Here is an 18,881-nt window from a genome sequence, read left to right on the forward strand (position 1 = left end):
GAGACGGACCCCTCGCCGGGAACCGGCAGACAAATCAGGAGATAGACGTGATCCAGCAGGAGTCGCGACTGCGTGTCGCCGACAACACTGGTGCCAAGGAGATCCTTTGCATCCGTGTTCTCGGTGGCTCGGGTCGCCGCTACGCGGGCATCGGTGACGTCATTGTCGCCACCGTCAAGGACGCGATCCCCGGTGGCAACGTGAAGAAGGGTGACGTCGTCAAGGCGGTCATCGTTCGCACCGTCAAGGAGCGCCGCCGCCAGGACGGCTCGTACATTCGCTTCGACGAGAACGCCGCTGTCATTCTCAAGAACGACGGCGACCCTCGTGGCACCCGTATCTTCGGCCCGGTGGGCCGTGAGCTGCGCGAGAAGAAGTTCATGAAGATCATCTCGCTCGCGCCGGAGGTGCTGTAAGCATGAAGATCAAGAAGGGCGACCTGGTTCAGGTCATCACCGGTAAGGACAAGGGCAAGCAGGGCAAGGTCATTCAGGCCTTCCCCCGCGAGGACCGCGTCCTGGTCGAGGGTGTCAACCGGGTCAAGAAGCACACCAAGGCCGGTCAGACCGCTCGCGGTTCGCAGACCGGTGGGATCATCACCACCGAGGCCCCCGTCCACGTGAGCAATGTTCAGCTCGTTGTGGAGAAGGACGGCAACAAGGTTGTGACCCGCGTCGGTTACCGCTTCGACGACGAGGGCAACAAGATCCGCGTTGCCAAGCGGACGGGTGAGGACATCTGATGGCTACCACCACCACTCCGCGTCTCAAGACGAAGTACCGCGAGGAAATCAAGGGCAAGCTGCTTGAGGAGTTCTCGTTCGAGAACGTCATGCAGGTTCCCGGCCTCGTCAAGATCGTGGTCAACATGGGTGTGGGCGACGCCGCCCGCGACTCCAAGCTGATCGACGGTGCCATCAAGGACCTCACCACGATCACCGGTCAGAAGCCGGCCGTCACCAAGGCCCGTAAGTCCATCGCGCAGTTCAAGCTGCGTGAGGGCCAGCCGATCGGTGCCCACGTCACGCTTCGTGGCGACCGCATGTGGGAGTTCCTGGACCGCACCCTGTCGCTCGCGCTTCCGCGCATCCGCGACTTCCGTGGTCTGTCCCCCAAGCAGTTCGACGGCCGTGGCAACTACACCTTCGGTCTCACGGAGCAGGTCATGTTCCACGAGATCGACCAGGACAAGATCGACCGCGTCCGGGGTATGGACATCACCGTGGTCACCACGGCGACCAACGACGCTGAGGGCCGCGCGCTCCTCCGTCACCTCGGCTTCCCGTTCAAGGAGGCGTGAGCCGTGGCGAAGAAGGCTCTCATTGCCAAGGCCGCCCGCAAGCCCAAGTTCGGCGTGCGTGCCTACACGCGCTGCCAGCGTTGCGGTCGTCCCCACTCCGTGTACCGCAAGTTCGGCCTCTGCCGTGTGTGCCTTCGTGAGATGGCTCACCGCGGCGAGCTGCCGGGCGTGACCAAGAGCTCCTGGTAGTCCTTTCAACTCGTCGTCCGGACACCGCTCCTTGAGGGGAGCGGCTCAGGACGGCAGCGTTGAATCGGATCACTGGAGTCTCTCGGTAAGCAGAGGGCTGGCGGAGGCCCCTCTCTCCATGGCTTAGGCTGGGAGGGTTGGGCGTCCGCCGCCCGTACGACTTACTACGCCGTAGGTCCCCGCGCCGCACCCGTCCCGCCCCTGTGTGGGGAGAGGGATGGCGCATACAGGAAACCCCGGCGAGAGAGGCCGAAGGCCAATTCATGACCATGACTGATCCCATCGCAGACATGCTGACGCGTCTGCGTAACGCGAACTCGGCATACCACGACTCCGTCGTGATGCCGCACAGCAAGATCAAGTCGCACATCGCGGAGATCCTCCAGCAGGAGGGCTTCATCACGGGCTGGAAGGTCGAGGACGCCGAGGTCGGCAAGAACCTCGTCCTCGAGCTCAAGTTCGGTCCGAACCGTGAGCGCTCCATCGCGGGCATTAAGCGGATTTCGAAGCCGGGCCTCCGCGTGTACGCGAAGTCCACCAACCTGCCCAGGGTTCTCGGTGGCCTCGGCGTGGCGATCATCTCCACGTCGCACGGTCTCCTGACCGGCCAGCAGGCTCAGAAGAAGGGCGTGGGTGGGGAAGTCCTCGCCTACGTCTGGTAGTCGGGAACGGAGGAAAAGCAATGTCGCGTATCGGCAAGCTCCCCATCCAGGTTCCCGCCGGTGTGGACGTCACCATCGATGGCCGCACGGTAGCGGTGAAGGGCCCCAAGGGCGCCCTGATCCACACCGTCGCCGCGCCGATCGAGATCGTTAAGGGTGAGGACGGCGTGCTCAACGTCGTTCGCCCGAACGACGAGCGTCAGAACAAGGCCCTTCACGGCCTGTCCCGCACGCTGGTGGCGAACATGATCACCGGTGTGACCCAGGGATACACCAAGGCGCTCGAGATCAGCGGTGTCGGTTACCGCGTCGCCGCGAAGGGCTCCAACCTGGAGTTCCAGCTCGGTTACAGCCACTCGATCACGGTGGAGGCGCCCGAGGGCATCTCCTTCAAGGTCGAGTCGCCGACCAAGTTCTCGGTCGAGGGCATCGACAAGCAGAAGGTCGGCGAAGTCGCCGCGAACATCCGCAAGCTGCGGAAGCCTGACCCGTACAAGGCCAAGGGCGTCAAGTACGCGGGCGAGGTCATCCGCCGCAAGGTCGGAAAGGCGGGTAAGTAAGCCATGGCATACGGTGTCAAGATTGCTAAGGGCGACGCGTACAAGCGCGCTGCCATCAAGCGACGCCACATCCGCGTCCGCAAGCACGTCTCCGGTACGCCGGAGCGTCCGCGCCTGGTCGTGACGCGTTCCAACCGCAACATCGTGGCTCAGGTCATCGACGACATCGCGGGCCACACGCTCGCGTCGGCGTCGACCCTGGACGTCTCGATCCGCGGTGGCGAGGGTGACAAGAGCGCCCAGGCCAAGCAGGTCGGTGCCCTGGTCGCTGAGCGCGCCAAGGCCGCCGGCGTCGAGGCTGTCGTCTTCGACCGTGGTGGCAACAGGTACGCCGGGCGCATTGCCGCTCTGGCTGACGCCGCCCGCGAAGCCGGGCTGAAGTTCTAAGCCCCGGTTCCGGGACTAACGGACGTAACAGAGAGAGGTAATCCAATGGCTGGACCCCAGCGCCGCGGAAGCGGTGCCGGTGGCGGCGAGCGGCGGGACCGGAAGGGCCGTGACGGCGGCGCAGCTGCCGCCGAGAAGACCGCGTACGTTGAGCGCGTTGTCGCGATCAACCGCGTCGCCAAGGTTGTGAAGGGTGGTCGTCGCTTCAGCTTCACCGCGCTGGTCGTGGTGGGCGATGGTGACGGCACCGTCGGTGTCGGTTACGGCAAGGCCAAGGAGGTGCCGGCCGCGATCGCCAAGGGTGTTGAAGAGGCCAAGAAGGCATTCTTCAAGGTTCCCCGTATCCAGGGCACCATCCCGCACCCCATCCAGGGCGAGAAGGCCGCAGGCGTCGTTCTGCTCAAGCCTGCTTCCCCCGGTACCGGTGTTATCGCCGGTGGCCCGGTGCGCGCCGTTCTGGAGTGCGCCGGCGTTCACGACATCCTGTCGAAGTCGCTCGGCTCCGACAACGCGATCAACGTCGTGCACGCGACCGTGGCGGCCCTCAAGGGCCTGCAGCGTCCCGAGGAGATCGCGGCTCGCCGTGGTCTGCCCCTCGAGGACGTCGCCCCCGCGGCTCTGCTTCGTGCGCGTGCGGGAGCGGGTGCGTAATGGCCCGCCTCAAGATCACGCAGACGAAGTCGTACATCGGCAGCAAGCAGAACCACCGCGACACGCTGCGTTCGCTGGGCCTCAAGCGGCTCAACGACGTGGTTGTCAAGGAGGACCGCCCCGAGTTCCGCGGAATGGTTCACACCGTCCGCCACCTCGTGACGGTTGAGGAGGTCGACTGACATGGCGGAGAACAACCCGCTGAAGCTCCACAACCTCCGTCCCGCCCCGGGTGCCAAGACCGCCAAGACCCGTGTGGGTCGAGGCGAGGCGTCCAAGGGTAAGACCGCTGGTCGTGGAACCAAGGGCACCAAGGCCCGTTACCAGGTTCCGGAGCGCTTCGAGGGTGGGCAGATGCCCCTCCACATGCGTCTCCCGAAGCTCAAGGGCTTCAAGAACCCGTTCCGCACCGAGTACCAGGTTGTCAACCTGGAGAAGCTCGCTTCGCTCTACCCCGAGGGTGGCGAAGTCACGGTGGCCGGTCTGGTCGCCAAGGGCGCGGTTCGCAAGAACAGCCTCGTCAAGGTCCTGGGCCAGGGCGAGATCTCCGTGGCGCTGACGGTGACGGTTGACTCCGTCTCCGGCTCCGCCAAGGAGAAGATCACCGCTGCCGGCGGTAGCGTCACCGAGCTCGTCTGAGACCAGTTCAGTGGCTAAAGGCTGAAACATCCGACCGGGGATGCCCTCTCAAATGGGGCATCCCCGGTTGGTCGTTCCAAGGGGGGCACTGTCGCCGGTAAGGTGGCGTGCACTGTTGCTGTAAAGATGCGGGGGCTCTGTCCTCGTGCCCGCATGGTCCGCTTGCTCAGGGGCTGTGAGGGATTGTCTGATTCGTATTCGTCGATCCTCAAGACCGTCACCTCTGACGCAGTAGCGCGGGGGTCGCAGGAGGCACCGTGCTGACCGCGTTCGCCCGGGCGTTCAAGACGCCCGACCTGCGCAAGAAACTGCTCTTCACGCTCGGCATCATCGTGCTGTACAGAATCGGGTCGCACATCCCGGTTCCGGGCATCGATTATCAGAACGTACAGTTCTGTGTCAAACAGGCTTCGGAGAGTAACAACAGCCTGTTCGGCCTGGTGAATATGTTCAGTGGCGGAGCGCTGCTGCAGATCACCATCTTCGCGCTGGGCATCATGCCGTACATCACGGCGAGCATCATCCTGCAGCTGCTGACCGTGGTCATTCCGCGACTGGAGGCCCTCAAGAAGGAGGGCCAGTCCGGAACCGCGAAGATTACCCAGTACACCCGTTATCTGACGGTCGCCCTCGCGGTACTCCAGGGCACGGGTCTGGTCGCCACGGCTCGCAGCGGCGCGTTGTTCAGTGGCTGTCAGGTCGCCAATCAGATCGTGCCGGACAGATCCATCTACACCACGATCGTCATGGTGGTCACCATGACCGCCGGCACCGCCGCCACCATGTGGCTCGGTGAGCTGATCACCGATCGCGGTATCGGCAACGGCATGTCGATCCTGATGTTCATCTCGATCGCGGCCGGCTTCCCCGGCGCCCTGTGGGCCATCAAGGAGAGCGGCAAGCTCGCCCAGGGCTGGATCGAGTTCGGCACCGTCATCCTGATCGGTTTCGTGATGGTGGGCCTGGTCGTCTTCGTGGAACAGGCCCAGCGCCGAATCCCCGTGCAGTACGCCAAGCGCATGATCGGCCGGCGTTCCTACGGCGGCACTTCCACGTACATCCCGCTCAAGGTGAACCAGGCCGGTGTCATCCCGGTCATCTTCGCCTCGTCGCTGCTGTACATCCCGGCGCTGGTGGCTCAGTTCTCCAGCGGTACGTCCGGGTGGAAGACGTTCATCGAGTCGTACTTCGTCAAGGGTGACCACCCCTACTACATCACCGCGTACTTCTTCCTGATCGTGTTCTTCGCGTTCTTCTACGTGGCTATCTCGTTCAACCCCGAGGAAGTCGCCGACAACATGAAGAAGTATGGTGGCTTCATCCCGGGAATCCGGGCTGGTCGACCTACTGCCGAGTATCTGAGCTACGTGCTCAACAGGATTACTTGGCCGGGCTCGCTGTACCTGGGTCTGATTGCTCTTGTCCCGACGATGGCGTTGGCAGGCTTCGGAGGCGCGAACCAGAACTTCCCGTTCGGCGGGACGAGCATCCTCATCATCGTGGGTGTGGGTCTGGAGACCGTGAAGCAGATCGAGAGCCAGCTCCAGCAGCGCAATTACGAAGGGTTCCTCCGCTGATGCGAATCGTCCTCGTCGGGCCTCCTGGTGCCGGCAAGGGAACGCAGGCCGCGTACCTTGCCAAGAACCTCTCGATCCCGCACATCTCAACGGGCGACCTCTTCCGCGCCAATATCAGCCAGGGCACCGCGCTCGGGCTGAAGGCCAAGTCCTTCATGGACGAGGGAGAGCTGGTGCCCGATGAGGTCACCATCGGCATGGCCAAGGACCGGATGGAAAAGCCGGACGCCGAGAACGGCTTCCTGCTCGACGGCTTCCCGCGCAATGTCTCGCAGGCCGAGGCGCTGGACGCGATGCTGAAGTCCGAGGGCATGACGCTGGACGCGGTGCTCGACCTGGAGGTCCCCGAGGACGAGGTCGTGAAGCGGATCGCGGGTCGCCGGATCTGCCGCAACGACTCCAGCCATGTCTTCCACGTGACGTACTCCCCGCCGGAGCACGAGGGTGTCTGCGACACCTGCGGCGGCGAGCTGTACCAGCGCGACGACGACTCCGAGGACACCGTCCGGAAGCGTCTCGAGGTCTACCACACCCAGACCGAGCCGATCATCGACTACTACCGGGGCCAGGGCCTCGTGGTGACGATCTCGGCACTCGGCAAGGTCACCGATGTGACCGGGCGGGCGATGGACGCGCTGAAGAAGCCCGAGAAGGCGTAGCGGTAAAGCGGTAAGCGTTACTGAACGGTACGGCCGCGATGTCCCCAGGGCATCGCGGCCGTACTGTTGAGCGGTGTCCGTCCGGACCGCTGAGCGGCCTCACGGACACCGGCCAATAATGAAGAGACCACAGCGGAGCGCGATCGCCTCCGCGAAAGCGGCGGCGGGCCCGCCGCACAGAGGGGCAGGCAAAAGGCCATGGTGCAGATCAAGACCCCGGAGCAGATCGCGAAGATGCGCGAGGCCGGGCTGGTCGTCGCCGCGATCCACGCCGCGACCCGCGAGGCCGCCGTGCCGGGCGCCACCACCAAGGACCTGGACGAGGTCGCCCGGAAGGTGATCGCCGACCACGGGGCCAAGTCGAACTTCCTCGGATACGGCGGATTCCCCGCCACGATCTGCACCTCGGTGAACGAGGTCGTCGTCCACGGCATCCCGGACGACAAGACCGTCCTCAAGGACGGCGACATCCTCTCCGTCGACGCCGGCGCGATCATCGACGGCTGGCACGGGGACGCGGCGTTCACCGTCTTCGTGGGCGGCGGTCACGCCCCGGAGCTGATCGAGCTGTCCCGGGTCACCGAGGGGTCCATGTGGGCGGGGATCGCCGCCATGAAGCCGGGCAACCGGCTGGTGGACGTCTCCCGGGCCATCGAGACCTACATCCGCCGCCAGCCGAAGCCCGGCGGCGGCCGGTACGGGATCATCGAGGACTACGGCGGGCACGGCATCGGCACCGAGATGCACATGGACCCGCATCTGCTGAACTACGTCGCCCGCAAGCGCGGCAAGGGCCCCAAGCTGGTCCCCGGCTTCTGCCTGGCCATCGAGCCGATGGTGTCGCTCGGCACCCCGCAGACCGAGGTGCTCTCCGACGACTGGACCGTGATCACCACGGACGGCACCTGGTCCTCGCACTGGGAGCACTCCGTGGCCGTCACCGAGGAGGGCCCGCTGGTGCTCACCTCGCCCGACTGCGGCCGGGCCAAGCTCGCCGAGCTGGGGATCACCGCCGCGCCGGACCCGCTGGGCTGAGCCGGTCCCACCGCCGTCCGGCCGCGTCCGCCCGCCGTCCGCCCGCCGGGCCCGTCATTCCGGGCCCGGTGCCGGGGCGTAAGGATCTTCCAGGCTGGGCATTCATGCAGGATTAGTCATTTCGAATGGGCTGACGTAGACTGATGCGTCGGCTCTCGTGTACCCGTGTGTCTGCATACGGCGGCGGGAGTCGATCAAGGTAGCCGATTCGAAGGGCGAAGCGTGGCCAAGAAGCAAGGTGCCATCGAGATCGAGGGCACCGTGATCGAGTCCCTCCCGAACGCGATGTTCAAGGTGGAGCTTCAGAACGGTCACAAGGTCCTCGCGCACATCTCCGGCAAGATGCGGATGCACTACATCCGTATCCTCCCGGACGACAGGGTCGTGGTGGAGCTGTCTCCGTACGACCTGACGCGTGGCCGGATCGTCTACCGGTACAAGTAGATCTTGTCGCGCCTTTCCCGGTTTCGGGACGGGTGTCGGCACTGACCCGGAGAACCTGACATCCCATGAAGGTCAAGCCGAGCGTCAAGAAGATCTGCGACAAGTGCAAGGTGATCCGCCGTCACGGTCGGGTCATGGTCATCTGCGACAACCTGCGCCACAAGCAGCGCCAGGGCTGACGCAACCGATCTGCACTACCGCAGTTCTTCGCGCGACGCGAGCAATTCGTACATACGCAGAACCCGCCCAGCCCGCACAGCGGGCCGGCGACACCTCCGGCGGGGGCCGGGGACCCGGACGTACCACTTCACAGCAGTGGGGTCGGCGGTCGGGATCCGGTTCTGTGGAAGACCCCCGAAAACACAGGAGCCGTTGAATGGCACGCGTTTCCGGTGTCGACATCCCGCGCGAAAAGCGCGTGGAGATCGCACTCACCTACGTCTTCGGTATCGGGCGCACCCGGTCCAAGGAGATCCTCGCCACGACCGGCGTGAACCCGAACACCCGCGTTCGTGACCTGGCCGAAGAGGACCTGGTCAAGATCCGCGAGTACGTGGACGCCAACCTCCGCACCGAGGGTGACCTCCGCCGCGAGATCCAGGCCGACATCCGCCGCAAGGTCGAGATCGGCTGCTACCAGGGTCTGCGCCACCGTCGCGGCCTGCCGGTCCACGGCCAGCGCACCAGCACGAACGCTCGTACCCGCAAGGGCCCGCGTCGCGCCATCGCCGGCAAGAAGAAGCCGGGCAAGAAGTAGTCCTCAGCGGACGCTGCGGAACGCCGGAGGGCGACCTCCGAGCCCCGCACAGCCAAGCGGTCTTCGCTGTAGGACCGACCACCTCCCGTAGGAGATATAGATGCCCCCCAAGGGTCGTCAGGGCGCTGCCAAGAAGGTGCGCCGCAAGGAAAAGAAGAACGTCGCTCACGGCCACGCGCACATCAAGAGCACGTTCAACAACACGATCGTCTCGATCACGGACCCGTCCGGCAACGTGATCTCCTGGGCCTCCGCCGGCCACGTCGGCTTCAAGGGCTCGCGCAAGTCCACCCCCTTCGCCGCGCAGATGGCCGCCGAGTCGGCCGCCCGCCGCGCGCAGGAGCACGGCATGCGCAAGGTTGACGTCTTCGTCAAGGGTCCCGGCTCCGGCCGCGAGACCGCGATCCGCTCCCTCCAGGCCACCGGCCTTGAGGTCGGCTCGATCCAGGACGTCACCCCCACGCCGCACAACGGCTGCCGTCCGCCGAAGCGCCGTCGCGTCTGACGCTCGCTTCAGCTGGGTGTCCGGGCGGTACGACCCCTTTTCGGGCCGTGCCGCCCGTACCCTTGTCTCGCATATGTCGGGCGTCAAATAGTGGGCGCCCCCGACTGAAGGACCGATTCACATGTTGATCGCTCAGCGTCCCTCGCTGACCGAAGAGGTCGTCGACGAGTACCGCTCCCGGTTCGTGATCGAGCCGCTGGAGCCGGGCTTCGGTTACACCCTCGGCAACTCCCTGCGCCGTACGCTCCTCTCCTCGATCCCGGGTGCGGCGGTCACGTCCATCCGCATCGACGGTGTCCTGCACGAGTTCACCACCGTGCCGGGCGTCAAGGAGGACGTCACCGACCTGATCCTCAACATCAAGCAGCTGGTCGTCTCCTCGGAGCACGACGAGCCGGTCGTGATGTACCTGCGCAAGCAGGGCCCGGGTCTGGTCACCGCCGCCGACATCGCGCCCCCGGCCGGTGTCGAGGTGCACAACCCCGACCTGGTTCTCGCCACGCTGAACGGCAAGGGCAAGCTGGAGATGGAGCTGACCGTCGAGCGCGGTCGCGGCTATGTCTCCGCCGTCCAGAACAAGCAGGTGGGCCAGGAGATCGGCCGGATCCCGGTCGACTCCATCTACTCCCCGGTGCTCAAGGTCACGTACAAGGTCGAGGCGACCCGTGTCGAGCAGCGCACCGACTTCGACAAGCTGATCGTCGACGTCGAGACCAAGCAGGCGATGCGCCCGCGCGACGCCATGGCCTCCGCCGGCAAGACCCTGGTCGAGCTGTTCGGTCTCGCCCGCGAGCTGAACATCGACGCCGAGGGCATCGACATGGGCCCGTCCCCCACGGACGCCGCCCTCGCCGCCGACCTGGCGCTGCCGATCGAGGAGCTCGAGCTCACGGTCCGCTCGTACAACTGCCTCAAGCGTGAGGGCATCCACTCGGTGGGCGAGCTCGTCGCCCGCTCCGAGGCGGACCTGCTCGACATCCGCAACTTCGGCGCGAAGTCGATCGACGAGGTCAAGGCGAAGCTGGCGGGCATGGGCCTGGCGCTCAAGGACAGCCCCCCCGGATTCGACCCGACCGCCGCGGCCGACGCCTTCGGCGCGGACGACGACGCGGACGCCGGTTTCGTGGAGACCGAGCAGTACTGATTCGCCTCCGGCGGGGTTCGCGGGATTGATTCCGCAGGCCCGGCCCGGGCCCGAGGCCCCGGCCTCGAAAGACTTTCCCGTGGCAGCCGCCTCGGGGGAACTGACACCGGTACCTGATACGGCCGGTGCAGCACACAAGGAGAAACACCATGCCGAAGCCTGCCAAGGGTGCCCGTCTGGGCGGCAGCGCCGCGCACGAGCGTCTGCTTCTCGCGAACCTCGCGAAGCAGCTGTTCGAGCACGGCCGCATCACCACGACCGAGGCCAAGGCCCGCCGCCTGCGTCCGGTCGCCGAGCGCCTGATCACCAAGGCGAAGAAGGGCGACATCCACAACCGTCGCCTGGTGCTGCAGACGATCACGGACAAGGGCATCGTGCACGCGCTCTTCACCGAGATCGCCCCGCGGTACGCCGAGCGCCCGGGTGGCTACACCCGTATCACCAAGGTCGGCAACCGCCGCGGTGACAACGCTCGTATGGCCATGATCGAGCTGGTCGAGGGCGAGATCGCCAAGAAGGCCACCGTCGCCGAGGCCGAGGCCGCCGCCAAGCGCGCGGTCAAGGAAGACGCCCTCAAGAAGGACGACGCGTCCGCCGAGGCCGTCGAGGACGCCAAGCCGGCCGAGGCCGCCGAGGAGTCCAAGGACGCCTGAGCCACAGCGCTCCGGTGACCTGTGAACGGGTCCGCTCCCTCCGGGGAGCGGGCCCGTTCCGCTGTCCGGGGACTCTGAGAGGATGTGTCGAGTGAGTGATGACGTGGAGCCCGGGTCGGTCCGGGTGCGGCTGGATCTGTCGTACGACGGAAAAGACTTCTCCGGGTGGGCCAAGCAGGCCGGCGGGCGGCGCACCGTCCAGGGGGACATCGAGGACGCGCTGCGGACCGTGACCCGGTCCGCCCGTACGTATGAGCTGACCGTGGCGGGCCGTACCGACGCAGGGGTGCACGCGCGCGGCCAGGTGGCGCATGTCGATCTGCCCGTCGAGGTCTGGGAGGAGCACCGGGAGAAGCTGCTGAAGCGGCTCGCCGGGCGGCTCTCGCGCGATGTGCGGATCTGGCGGGTGGCGGAGGCCCCGGCGGGGTTCAACGCGCGCTTCTCGGCGGTCTGGCGGCGGTACGCCTACCGGGTGACCGACGAGCCGGGCGGGGTGGACCCGCTGCTCCGCGGACATGTGCTCTGGCACGACTGGCCGCTGGACGTCGACGCCATGAACGAGGCGGCGGCCGGTCTGGTGGGCGAGCACGACTTCGCCGCGTACTGCAAGAAGCGCGAGGGCGCGACGACCATCCGCACCCTTCAGCGGCTCTCCTGGGAGCGGGACGAGTCGGGGATCGTCACCGCGACCGTGCGGGCCGACGCCTTCTGCCACAACATGGTGCGCTCGCTGGTGGGCGCGCTGCTGTTCGTGGGCGACGGGCACCGGCCGGTCCAGTGGCCCGCCGAGGTGCTGGCGGCGGGCGTACGGGACTCGGCCGTGCATGTCGTACGACCGCACGGGCTGACCCTGGAGGAGGTCGGCTATCCCGCCGACGAGCTGCTGGCCGCCCGGAACCGGGAGGCCCGCAACAAGCGGTCGCTGCCCGGGTCAGCCGGCGGGGTCGACAACTGCTGCTGAGGCCTGGGCGTTGCCCCGGCGGACGATCTGGCGGAAGGTGAACTCCGCCAGGTCGTCGCCTGCCTGGAAGGCCGGGCGGTCGCCGGGGGTCACCGATTTGGGCGTGGTGTAGCCGGTGGCGGTGAAGTAGGCGTAGCGGCCGTAGGAGTTCGCGGTGTAGCGGCAGACCGGGCCGCCCTTGCAGAAGGTGGGCACGCCGGGGCTCATCAGCGGGGCGATGGTCTTGCCCTTGGTGGTCTGCGAGACGGCCCTCCTGGCCTCGCTCTCCCGGCCGAAGACCGCTATCCCGACGGTGACCGCGATGCCGTCGCGGCTGTATGTGGCGCGGAAGACCTGGTCGCAGCCGTTGTCCCGGAGGATCGCGCCGAGGCCGCCCTGGGTGGCGGGGGCGCACTGGACGGTACGGGCGACCGCGCCCTTGGCGTACGCCCGGCCGCCCATGGTGAGCTTGCGGCCGGGGAAGAGGCTGTCGGCGGTCAGTGGGGCGGTGTCCTTCAGCTCGCTGGAGACGAAGTCCTTGGGGTCGGGCGCGGCGGGCGGTGCGACGGAGGAGAAGGCGGGATCCGGCTGGGCGGACTCGCTGGGCAGCTCCTGCGGGCCGGGCAGCGCGCTCGCGGTGCCCTGGGGCGACGCGGCGTCGCCGCGGCCGTCCCGGGAGACGATCGCGGTCGCCACCAGGCCGGCGATCGCGGCGGTGGCGAGCACTCCGCCGCCGATCAGCAGCCAGCGCTTGCGGCGGGAGCGGGCCGCCGACCGGTCGGCGAGCGCGGCCCAGTCGGGAGTTCCGCCGGACGGTCCCGTCCCCTGCGGATCGAAGGGACCGGGTGCCCCCTGCTGGGAGTGGTAAGGATCCTGATGCTGTCCGCCGGACCCCCACGGAGGTCCCCCCTGGCCAAAGCTCATGCGGCGAATCTTAGGGCCTGCCCTTAAAACGGTTGGGCCCAACGGGCGGCGGGGGCGAGAATCGCGTTATGGGACATCTTGAGGCGGCACATCTGGAGTACTACCTTCCCGACGGGCGGGTGCTGCTCGGCGACGCCTCGTTCCGGGTGGGCGAAGGGGCGGTGGTCGCGCTGGTCGGCGCGAACGGCGCGGGCAAGACGACGCTGCTGCGGCTGATCTCGGGGGAGCTTCAGCCGCACGGCGGCTCGGTGTCGGTCACCGGCGGGCTGGGTGTGATGAGCCAGTTCATCGGCTCGGTGCGGGACGAGCGGACAGTACGGGATCTGCTGGTGTCGCTGGCCCAGCCCCGGGTGCGGGACGCGGCGCGGGCGGTCGACGAGGCCGAGGAGCTGATCCTGACCGTCGACGACGAGGCCGCGCAGATGAAGTACGCGCAGGCGCTGAGCGACTGGGCGGAGGCGCGCGGCTATGAGGCCGAGACGCTCTGGGACATGTGCACCATGGCGGCGCTGGGCGTTCCGTACGAGAAGGCGCAGTGGCGCGAGCTGCGGACGCTGAGCGGCGGCGAGCAGAAGCGGCTGGCGCTGGAGGCGCTGCTGCGGGGCCCCGACGAGGTGCTGCTGCTGGACGAGCCGGACAACTATCTGGACGTTCCGGGCAAGCGCTGGCTGGAGGAGCGGCTGAAGGAGACCCGTAAGACGGTCCTCTTCGTCTCCCACGACCGTGAGCTGCTGGTCCGTACGGCGCAGAAGATCGTCAGTGTGGAGCCGGGCCCGGCGGGCTCGGACATCTGGGTGCACGGCGCCGGTTTTGACACGTACCACGAGGCCCGCAAGGAGCGGTTCGCGCGCTTCGAGGAGCTGAAGCGGCGGTGGGACGAGGAGCACGCCCGGTTGAAGGCGCTGGTCTTCCGGCTCCGGCAGCAGGCGGCGATCAGCCCGGACATGGCCTCGCGCTACCGGGCGATGCAGACCCGGTTCAAGAAGTTCGAGGACGTCGGTCCGCCGCCGGAGCCGCCGCGCGAGCAGGACATCCGGATGCGGCTGCGCGGCGGGCGCACCGGGGTGCGGGCGCTGACCTGTCAGGGGCTGGAGCTGACCGGTCTGATGAAACCGTTCGACCTGGAGGTCTTCTACGGCGAGCGGGTCGCGGTGCTGGGGTCGAACGGCTCGGGGAAGTCGCACTTCCTGCGGCTGCTGGCGGGGGAGGGGACGGTGGCGCACACCGGTTCCTGGAAGCTGGGCGCCCGGGTGGTGCCCGGTCACTTCGCGCAGACGCACGCCCATCCCGAGCTGATGGGCCGCACGCTGGTGGACATCCTGTGGACCGAGCACGCCAAGGACCGGGGCGGCGCGATGTCGGTGCTGCGGCGGTACGAGCTGGAGCGCCAGGGCGACCAGGGCTTCGACAAGCTCTCGGGCGGGCAGCAGGCGCGCTTCCAGATCCTGCTGCTGGAGCTGGCGGGCACCACGGCGCTGCTGCTGGACGAGCCGACGGACAACCTGGACCTGGAGTCCGCCGAGGCGCTCCAGGACGGTCTGGAGTCGTACGAGGGGACGGTGCTGGCGGTGACCCACGACCGGTGGTTCGCTCGTTCGTTCGATCGCTATCTGGTTTTCGGCTCGGACGGGGTGGTCCGGGAGACCGATGGGCCGGTGTGGGACGAGCGACGGGTCGAGCGGGCTCGCTGAGGCCCCTTCTGGCCGGTTTCCGCCCCTCGGGGCGGCCTTTCCGGCCCGAGGGTCCGCCGGGCGCTCTGGGTGGATTTCCGGGGGTGTGGCCCAGTGCCTGGTGAGGCCGTCGGGGCGGGTCGTCTCCCCGGCGTTTTGACCCGTCCGGCGGTGCGCGGGTAAGCTTCTGCTTCGTTATGCGTATTGGCTTGCTCTATCTCACGTGAGGGGCCCTTACGCCGGTCCACCGGCTGATGACCAGCGGCAAGCGCTCGGGTTGCGTCCCCGTAGTGCTGCCACAGCTGTCGTCGTCGTCCGGCTGGCCTTGTCAGGACCCACTCCTGGTGCCCTCGGGCACAGGGAGACCCACTCACTGAAGAAGCGAAGGCTACGACCGTGCGTACGTACAGCCCCAAGCCCGGCGATGTCACGCGCCAGTGGCACATCATCGACGCGCAGGACATCGTCCTGGGCCGTCTGGCGACTACGGCAGCGAACCTCCTCCGGGGCAAGCACAAGCCGACCTACGCCCCCCACATGGACATGGGCGACTTCGTCATCATCATCAACGCCGAGAAGGTTCACCTCTCCGGCAACAAGAAGACCCAGAAGATGGCGTACCGCCACTCCGGCTTCCCGGGCGGTCTGCGCTCCGTCCGTTACGACGAGCTGCTTTCCAAGAGCCCCGAGAAGGCTGTGGAGAAGGCCATCAAGGGCATGATCCCCAAGAACACCCTGGGCCGTCAGATGCTCTCGAAGCTGAAGGTCTACGCGGGCGAGAACCACCCGCACGCTGCTCAGCAGCCGGTACCGTTCGAGATCACCCAGGTCGCGCAGTAGTTCCGGCCATCCCCTAAGACGAAAAGAATCTGAGGAAAATCGTGGCCGAGACCACCGCCGAAGCCCCCGTCGTCGAGGTCGAAGAGACCGAGACCTACGCCGAGGTCACCACCTTCGAGTCGGAGGCGCCCGTCGAGGGCGAGTACACCTCCGAGTCCCTCGCGTCCCGTTTCGGTGACCCCCAGCCGGCCGCCGGCCTGGGCCGTCGCAAGAACGCCATCGCCCGCGTCCGGATCGTCCCGGGCACCGGCAAGTGGAAGATCAACGGTCGCACCCTTGAGGACTACTTCCCCAACAAGGTGCACCAGCAGGAAGTCAACGAGCCCTTCAAGGTGCTCGAGCTCGACGACCGCTACGACGTCATCGCCCGCATCTCGGGCGGCGGTGTCTCCGGTCAGGCCGGCGCGCTGCGCCTGGGTGTGGCCCGTGCGCTGAACGAGGCGGACGTGGACAACAACCGCGCCACGCTGAAGAAGGCCGGCTTCCTGAGCCGCGACGACCGTGCGGTCGAGCGCAAGAAGGCCGGTCTGAAGAAGGCCCGTAAGGCCCCGCAGTACAGCAAGCGTTAATCGCCTGCTCGGCCTGTATTTCCGTACGCCCCGGCAGCACTCAGTGCTGCCGGGGCGTACGTCTTTCCCACGGCCGGGCCGTGAACGCGCCCATTCACCACGGCCCGGAGCGCGCATTCACCAGCACCTCGGGCGTAGAACGGGCATAACGCGTTCATAGGCTTGCTGTTTCGGAGCATCACGGACCAATTTCGGAGGACAGCTGTGGGACGACTCTTCGGCACGGACGGTGTGCGCGGTGTCGCCAACGCGGATCTGACGGCGGAGCTGGCGCTGGGCCTCTCGGTGGCCGCAGCGCATGTGCTCGCCGAGGCGGGAATCTCCGCGGGGCACCGGCCGACCGCTGTGGTCGGACGCGATCCACGGGCGTCGGGGGAGTTTCTGGAGGCCGCCGTCGTGGCGGGCCTCGCGAGCGCCGGGGTGGACGTCCTGCGGGTCGGCGTGCTGCCCACTCCGGCGGTGGCGTATCTGACCGGCGCGCTCGACGCCGACTTCGGCGTGATGCTCTCCGCCAGCCACAACGCCATGCCCGACAACGGGATCAAGCTTCTCGCGCGCGGCGGCCACAAGCTCGCCGACGAGCTGGAGGAGCGGATCGAGGCGATCTACGAGCAGCACCGCACCGGTGCTCCGTGGGACCGGCCGACCGGGGCGGGCGTCGGCCGGGTCACCGACTACGACCAGGGCTTCGAGCGGTACGTCGCCCATCTCGTCGCCTCCGTGCCCAACCGGCTCGACGGGCTCAAGATCGTCCTGGACGAGGCGCACGGAGCGGCGGCGAAGGTGTCGCCCGAGGCCTTCACCCGGGCCGGCGCGCAGGTCGTCACCATCGGCGCGGCGCCCGACGGGCTCAACATCAACGACGGCTGCGGATCGACCCATCTGGGGCAGCTCAGGGCGGCCGTGGTCGAGCACGGCGCGGACTTCGGCATCGCGCACGACGGCGACGCCGACCGCTGCCTCGCGGTCGACGGATCCGGCGCGGAGGTCGACGGCGACCAGATCCTCGCGGTGCTGGCGCTGGCCATGCGCGAGGCGGGGACGCTGCGCGGGAACACCGTGGTCGGCACCGTCATGTCCAACCTCGGCTTCAAGATCGCGATGGAGCGCGAGGGGGTGGAGCTGGTGCAGACGGCGGTCGGCGACCGCTATGTCCTCGAATCGATGAAGCGGGACGGGTACGCGCTCGGCGGCGAGCAGTCCGGGCACGTGATCATCCTCGACCACGCCACCACGGGCGACGGCACCCTCACCGGGCTGCTGCTCGCCGCCAGGGTCGCGGCGACCGGGCGGTCGCTCGCGGAGCTGGCCGGGGTGATGGAGCGGCTGCCGCAGGTGCTGATCAACGTCCCCGACGTCGACAAGTCGCGGGTCCAGACCTCCGCCGAGCTGGCGAACGCGGTCGCCGAGGCCGAGCGCGAGCTGGGTGCGACCGGGCGGGTGCTGCTGCGGCCGTCCGGGACGGAGCCCCTGGTGCGGGTGATGGTGGAGGCGGCGGACATCGAGCAGGCGCGCTCGGTCGCGGAGCGCCTCGCCGATGTGGTGAAGCTGGCGCTGGGGTGAGGTTGGCCGGGTTGTCGGGTGCGGGGCCTTGTGGTGCGGGGTTTGTCCTCAAACTCCCCCTGGGCTTCGCCCGGGGACCCCGGACGGGCTGGATGTGGCCGGGTGGTTCAGTTTCGCCCTGGGCTTCGCCCGGGGGACCCCGGACGGGCTGGAATTGACCTCCTGGACAGATGATCGGGTGCGGGCCCTTGTCGTGCAGGGCCCGCCCTCGATCTCCCCACGGCTTTGCCCGGGGGGAGCCCCGGACGGGCTGAAGGCCCTGTGGGTCAGCCGGTGCGGGGCACCCTGTGCCGGCGGGACCACAAGATCTTCTGGACGACGAGGGTCAGCGTCCCCGCGAGGGCGATGCCCAGCAGATTGAGCAGCAGCTGCTCGGCGGAGCCCCAGGCCTGCCGGTACTCCTGGAAGGAGAACGCCACCGCGGCGTTCGCCGCCGCCGGGACCGTCGTCACCGAGATCGCCACCCCCACCAGCGCCCCCGACTTCGACGACGTCAGCGACAGCATCCCGGCGATGCCCGCCAGCACCGCCACCACCAGCGAGAAGGTGTCCGGCTGGTAGATGAAGCTCGTATTGGGCCGGGCCGCCTCCAACTGCGCCACATCGAACTGGCCGAGCCAGGCCATCAGGAAGCTGAACCCCACGGTGATCGCCATGGCCGCCGTGAACCCCATCACCAGCGCCACCAGTGAGCGCCACAGCAGCTTCGGAGCCCGCTGCACCAGCCCGGTGCAGACCCCCGCCAGCGGGCCGAACTCAGGACCCACCGCCATCGCGCCCACGATCAGGATCGCGTTGTCCAGCACCACCCCGCAGGCCGCGATCATCGTCGCCAGCGACAGGAAGGCGATGTAGGTCACGGAGAGTGTCGACTCCTCGTGGGACGCGTCCGCCAGCTGCTCCCAGATCACCGCGTCGGCCCCCTCGCCGGGGGCCTCCCGCTCCGCCTCGTCGGCGCGCTGGGAGAGCGAGAGGTCGATGTTCTCGACGGCGATCGAGCCGCACTCGTCGATCCCGAGCCCCCGCAGCGCGTCGATCAGCTCGTCCCCCGCCTCCCGCGCCACGTCGCACATCACCAGATCGCCCGCCGGATGGAGCGCCGCGCCCGGCACCACGGCCAGATGCGTGGTGCCAACGGTCCGCTCCACCAGCCGCACCACCTCGGTGGTGCGGTCGGCCGGGGTGATCAGGCGCAGATGCAGCACACGGGGCTC

26 protein-coding genes are annotated in these 18,881 nt (G+C 67.8%); 24 read left to right on the forward strand and 2 right to left on the reverse strand.

All coding sequences use genetic code 11. From position 1 onward, the window contains the following. The first annotated feature begins 47 nt into the window (after positions 1-47). The 20 genes from rplN (at position 48) to truA (ending at position 12,122) form a co-directional block, all read left to right on the forward strand. Complete coding sequence (gene rplN / locus ABD371_RS20220; RefSeq protein ID WP_003956455.1) at positions 48-416, forward strand: 50S ribosomal protein L14; 369 nt, start codon at positions 48-50, stop codon at positions 414-416. Positions 417-418: 2 nt separating this feature from the next. Next, positions 419-742, forward strand: a complete 324-nt coding sequence (gene rplX / locus ABD371_RS20225) for a 50S ribosomal protein L24 (RefSeq protein WP_190121697.1) — start codon at positions 419-421, stop codon at positions 740-742. Next, a complete protein-coding gene (rplE, locus tag ABD371_RS20230) occupies positions 742-1,299 on the forward strand; it encodes a 50S ribosomal protein L5 (protein WP_190121696.1) in 558 nt (185 codons plus the stop codon). The genes rplX and rplE overlap by 1 nt, the downstream gene beginning before the upstream one ends. 3 nt (positions 1,300-1,302) lie before the next feature. After that, on the forward strand, positions 1,303-1,488 hold the full coding sequence (locus ABD371_RS20235) for a type Z 30S ribosomal protein S14 (RefSeq protein WP_003956452.1): 186 nt from the start codon (positions 1,303-1,305) through the stop codon (positions 1,486-1,488). 263 nt (positions 1,489-1,751) lie between these two features. After that, complete coding sequence (gene rpsH / locus ABD371_RS20240; RefSeq protein WP_190121695.1) at positions 1,752-2,150, forward strand: 30S ribosomal protein S8; 399 nt, start codon at positions 1,752-1,754, stop codon at positions 2,148-2,150. A gap of 20 nt (positions 2,151-2,170) precedes the next feature. Further along, positions 2,171-2,710 carry a 50S ribosomal protein L6 gene (gene rplF, locus ABD371_RS20245; RefSeq protein ID WP_190121694.1) on the forward strand — a complete coding sequence of 180 codons (540 nt, stop codon included), beginning with the start codon at positions 2,171-2,173 and terminating at the stop codon, positions 2,708-2,710. 3 nt (positions 2,711-2,713) lie between these two features. Next, positions 2,714-3,097, forward strand: a complete 384-nt coding sequence (rplR, locus tag ABD371_RS20250) for a 50S ribosomal protein L18 (protein ID WP_153486742.1) — start codon at positions 2,714-2,716, stop codon at positions 3,095-3,097. A 45-nt stretch (positions 3,098-3,142) separates the two neighbouring features. Then, the gene (rpsE, locus tag ABD371_RS20255; protein WP_190121693.1) at positions 3,143-3,748 is read left to right on the forward strand and encodes a 30S ribosomal protein S5; all 606 of its coding nucleotides are present in this window, start codon (positions 3,143-3,145) and stop codon (positions 3,746-3,748) included. Continuing rightward, on the forward strand, positions 3,748-3,930 hold the full coding sequence (gene rpmD / locus ABD371_RS20260; RefSeq protein ID WP_005313525.1) for a 50S ribosomal protein L30: 183 nt from the start codon (positions 3,748-3,750) through the stop codon (positions 3,928-3,930). Before rpsE ends, rpmD begins: the two co-directional genes overlap by 1 nt. Position 3,931: 1 nt before the next feature. Beyond that, positions 3,932-4,387 carry a 50S ribosomal protein L15 gene (gene rplO, locus ABD371_RS20265; protein WP_190121692.1) on the forward strand — a complete coding sequence of 152 codons (456 nt, stop codon included), beginning with the start codon at positions 3,932-3,934 and terminating at the stop codon, positions 4,385-4,387. Positions 4,388-4,644: 257 nt separating this feature from the next. Continuing rightward, entirely contained in the window at positions 4,645-5,964 is a 1,320-nt protein-coding gene (gene secY / locus ABD371_RS20270; RefSeq protein WP_190121691.1) for a preprotein translocase subunit SecY, read from the forward strand. Next, the gene (locus ABD371_RS20275) at positions 5,964-6,623 is read left to right on the forward strand and encodes an adenylate kinase (protein ID WP_344478894.1); all 660 of its coding nucleotides are present in this window, start codon (positions 5,964-5,966) and stop codon (positions 6,621-6,623) included. Before secY ends, ABD371_RS20275 begins: the two co-directional genes overlap by 1 nt. Before the next feature lie 198 nt (positions 6,624-6,821). Beyond that, positions 6,822-7,658, forward strand: coding sequence for a type I methionyl aminopeptidase (gene map, locus ABD371_RS20280; protein WP_344478895.1), 837 nt, complete (start codon positions 6,822-6,824; stop codon positions 7,656-7,658). 222 nt (positions 7,659-7,880) lie between these two features. Further along, positions 7,881-8,102, forward strand: a complete 222-nt coding sequence (gene infA / locus ABD371_RS20285; protein WP_003956442.1) for a translation initiation factor IF-1 — start codon at positions 7,881-7,883, stop codon at positions 8,100-8,102. A gap of 65 nt (positions 8,103-8,167) precedes the next feature. Next, on the forward strand, positions 8,168-8,281 hold the full coding sequence (rpmJ, locus tag ABD371_RS20290) for a 50S ribosomal protein L36 (protein ID WP_003956441.1): 114 nt from the start codon (positions 8,168-8,170) through the stop codon (positions 8,279-8,281). A 197-nt stretch (positions 8,282-8,478) separates the two neighbouring features. Continuing rightward, positions 8,479-8,859: a 30S ribosomal protein S13 gene (gene rpsM, locus ABD371_RS20295; protein ID WP_190121688.1), complete on the forward strand. Its 381-nt coding sequence runs from the start codon at positions 8,479-8,481 to the stop codon at positions 8,857-8,859. A gap of 100 nt (positions 8,860-8,959) precedes the next feature. Beyond that, complete coding sequence (gene rpsK, locus ABD371_RS20300) at positions 8,960-9,364, forward strand: 30S ribosomal protein S11 (protein WP_003956432.1); 405 nt, start codon at positions 8,960-8,962, stop codon at positions 9,362-9,364. 121 nt (positions 9,365-9,485) lie between these two features. Further along, positions 9,486-10,508 carry a DNA-directed RNA polymerase subunit alpha gene (locus tag ABD371_RS20305; RefSeq protein ID WP_003956430.1) on the forward strand — a complete coding sequence of 341 codons (1,023 nt, stop codon included), beginning with the start codon at positions 9,486-9,488 and terminating at the stop codon, positions 10,506-10,508. A 149-nt stretch (positions 10,509-10,657) separates the two neighbouring features. Continuing rightward, positions 10,658-11,161: a 50S ribosomal protein L17 gene (gene rplQ, locus ABD371_RS20310; protein ID WP_190121687.1), complete on the forward strand. Its 504-nt coding sequence runs from the start codon at positions 10,658-10,660 to the stop codon at positions 11,159-11,161. Positions 11,162-11,243: 82 nt separating this feature from the next. Then, positions 11,244-12,122, forward strand: coding sequence for a tRNA pseudouridine(38-40) synthase TruA (gene truA, locus ABD371_RS20315; protein ID WP_381734050.1), 879 nt, complete (start codon positions 11,244-11,246; stop codon positions 12,120-12,122). Here truA and ABD371_RS20320 read toward each other — a convergent pair. After that, complete coding sequence (locus tag ABD371_RS20320) at positions 12,093-13,025, reverse strand: hypothetical protein (protein WP_344478901.1); 933 nt, start codon at positions 13,023-13,025, stop codon at positions 12,093-12,095. The genes truA and ABD371_RS20320 overlap by 30 nt on opposite strands. A gap of 68 nt (positions 13,026-13,093) precedes the next feature. Between ABD371_RS20320 and ABD371_RS20325 the strand changes: the two genes are divergently transcribed. From ABD371_RS20325 to glmM, 4 genes are all read left to right on the forward strand, one after another. After that, positions 13,094-14,716, forward strand: coding sequence for an ABC-F family ATP-binding cassette domain-containing protein (locus ABD371_RS20325; RefSeq protein WP_344478903.1), 1,623 nt, complete (start codon positions 13,094-13,096; stop codon positions 14,714-14,716). A 375-nt stretch (positions 14,717-15,091) separates the two neighbouring features. Continuing rightward, the gene (gene rplM, locus ABD371_RS20330; RefSeq protein WP_190121683.1) at positions 15,092-15,535 is read left to right on the forward strand and encodes a 50S ribosomal protein L13; all 444 of its coding nucleotides are present in this window, start codon (positions 15,092-15,094) and stop codon (positions 15,533-15,535) included. A gap of 41 nt (positions 15,536-15,576) precedes the next feature. Continuing rightward, positions 15,577-16,104 carry a 30S ribosomal protein S9 gene (gene rpsI, locus ABD371_RS20335; protein ID WP_190121682.1) on the forward strand — a complete coding sequence of 176 codons (528 nt, stop codon included), beginning with the start codon at positions 15,577-15,579 and terminating at the stop codon, positions 16,102-16,104. 204 nt (positions 16,105-16,308) lie between these two features. Then, positions 16,309-17,667, forward strand: coding sequence for a phosphoglucosamine mutase (gene glmM / locus ABD371_RS20340; protein ID WP_344478906.1), 1,359 nt, complete (start codon positions 16,309-16,311; stop codon positions 17,665-17,667). A 266-nt stretch (positions 17,668-17,933) separates the two neighbouring features. On the opposite strand, the gene ABD371_RS20345 is transcribed toward glmM, so the two are convergent. Next, positions 17,934-18,872 (reverse strand): DUF389 domain-containing protein, encoded by a 939-nt coding sequence (locus tag ABD371_RS20345; RefSeq protein ID WP_344478907.1) that lies wholly within the window; start codon positions 18,870-18,872, stop codon positions 17,934-17,936. Between the last annotated feature and the right edge of the window lie 9 nt (positions 18,873-18,881).

Origin of the sequence: Streptomyces amakusaensis, from assembly GCF_039532665.1 — a bacterium.
GTDB lineage: Bacteria > Actinomycetota > Actinomycetes > Streptomycetales > Streptomycetaceae > Streptomyces > Streptomyces amakusaensis.

Excerpts from the sequence above, each read along its gene's own strand:
- truA (WP_381734050.1), top strand. The coding sequence starts at position 11,244 with ATGTGTCGAGTGAGTGATGACGTGGAGCCCGGGTCGGTCCGGGTGCGG.
- ABD371_RS20325 (WP_344478903.1), top strand. The coding sequence starts at position 13,094 with ATGGGACATCTTGAGGCGGCACATCTGGAGTACTACCTTCCCGACGGG.
- rpmJ (WP_003956441.1), top strand. The coding sequence starts at position 8,168 with ATGAAGGTCAAGCCGAGCGTCAAGAAGATCTGCGACAAGTGCAAGGTG.
- rpsE (WP_190121693.1), top strand. The coding sequence starts at position 3,143 with ATGGCTGGACCCCAGCGCCGCGGAAGCGGTGCCGGTGGCGGCGAGCGG.
- rpsK (WP_003956432.1), top strand. The coding sequence starts at position 8,960 with ATGCCCCCCAAGGGTCGTCAGGGCGCTGCCAAGAAGGTGCGCCGCAAG.
- rplR (WP_153486742.1), top strand. The coding sequence starts at position 2,714 with ATGGCATACGGTGTCAAGATTGCTAAGGGCGACGCGTACAAGCGCGCT.
- rplX (WP_190121697.1), top strand. The coding sequence starts at position 419 with ATGAAGATCAAGAAGGGCGACCTGGTTCAGGTCATCACCGGTAAGGAC.
- ABD371_RS20275 (WP_344478894.1), top strand. The coding sequence starts at position 5,964 with ATGCGAATCGTCCTCGTCGGGCCTCCTGGTGCCGGCAAGGGAACGCAG.
- map (WP_344478895.1), top strand. The coding sequence starts at position 6,822 with ATGGTGCAGATCAAGACCCCGGAGCAGATCGCGAAGATGCGCGAGGCC.
- ABD371_RS20305 (WP_003956430.1), top strand. The coding sequence starts at position 9,486 with ATGTTGATCGCTCAGCGTCCCTCGCTGACCGAAGAGGTCGTCGACGAG.
- rplF (WP_190121694.1), top strand. The coding sequence starts at position 2,171 with ATGTCGCGTATCGGCAAGCTCCCCATCCAGGTTCCCGCCGGTGTGGAC.
- rplE (WP_190121696.1), top strand. The coding sequence starts at position 742 with ATGGCTACCACCACCACTCCGCGTCTCAAGACGAAGTACCGCGAGGAA.
- ABD371_RS20320 (WP_344478901.1), bottom strand. The coding sequence starts at position 13,025 with ATGAGCTTTGGCCAGGGGGGACCTCCGTGGGGGTCCGGCGGACAGCAT.
- rplO (WP_190121692.1), top strand. The coding sequence starts at position 3,932 with ATGGCGGAGAACAACCCGCTGAAGCTCCACAACCTCCGTCCCGCCCCG.
- rpsM (WP_190121688.1), top strand. The coding sequence starts at position 8,479 with ATGGCACGCGTTTCCGGTGTCGACATCCCGCGCGAAAAGCGCGTGGAG.
- rpmD (WP_005313525.1), top strand. The coding sequence starts at position 3,748 with ATGGCCCGCCTCAAGATCACGCAGACGAAGTCGTACATCGGCAGCAAG.
- rpsH (WP_190121695.1), top strand. The coding sequence starts at position 1,752 with ATGACCATGACTGATCCCATCGCAGACATGCTGACGCGTCTGCGTAAC.
- rplQ (WP_190121687.1), top strand. The coding sequence starts at position 10,658 with ATGCCGAAGCCTGCCAAGGGTGCCCGTCTGGGCGGCAGCGCCGCGCAC.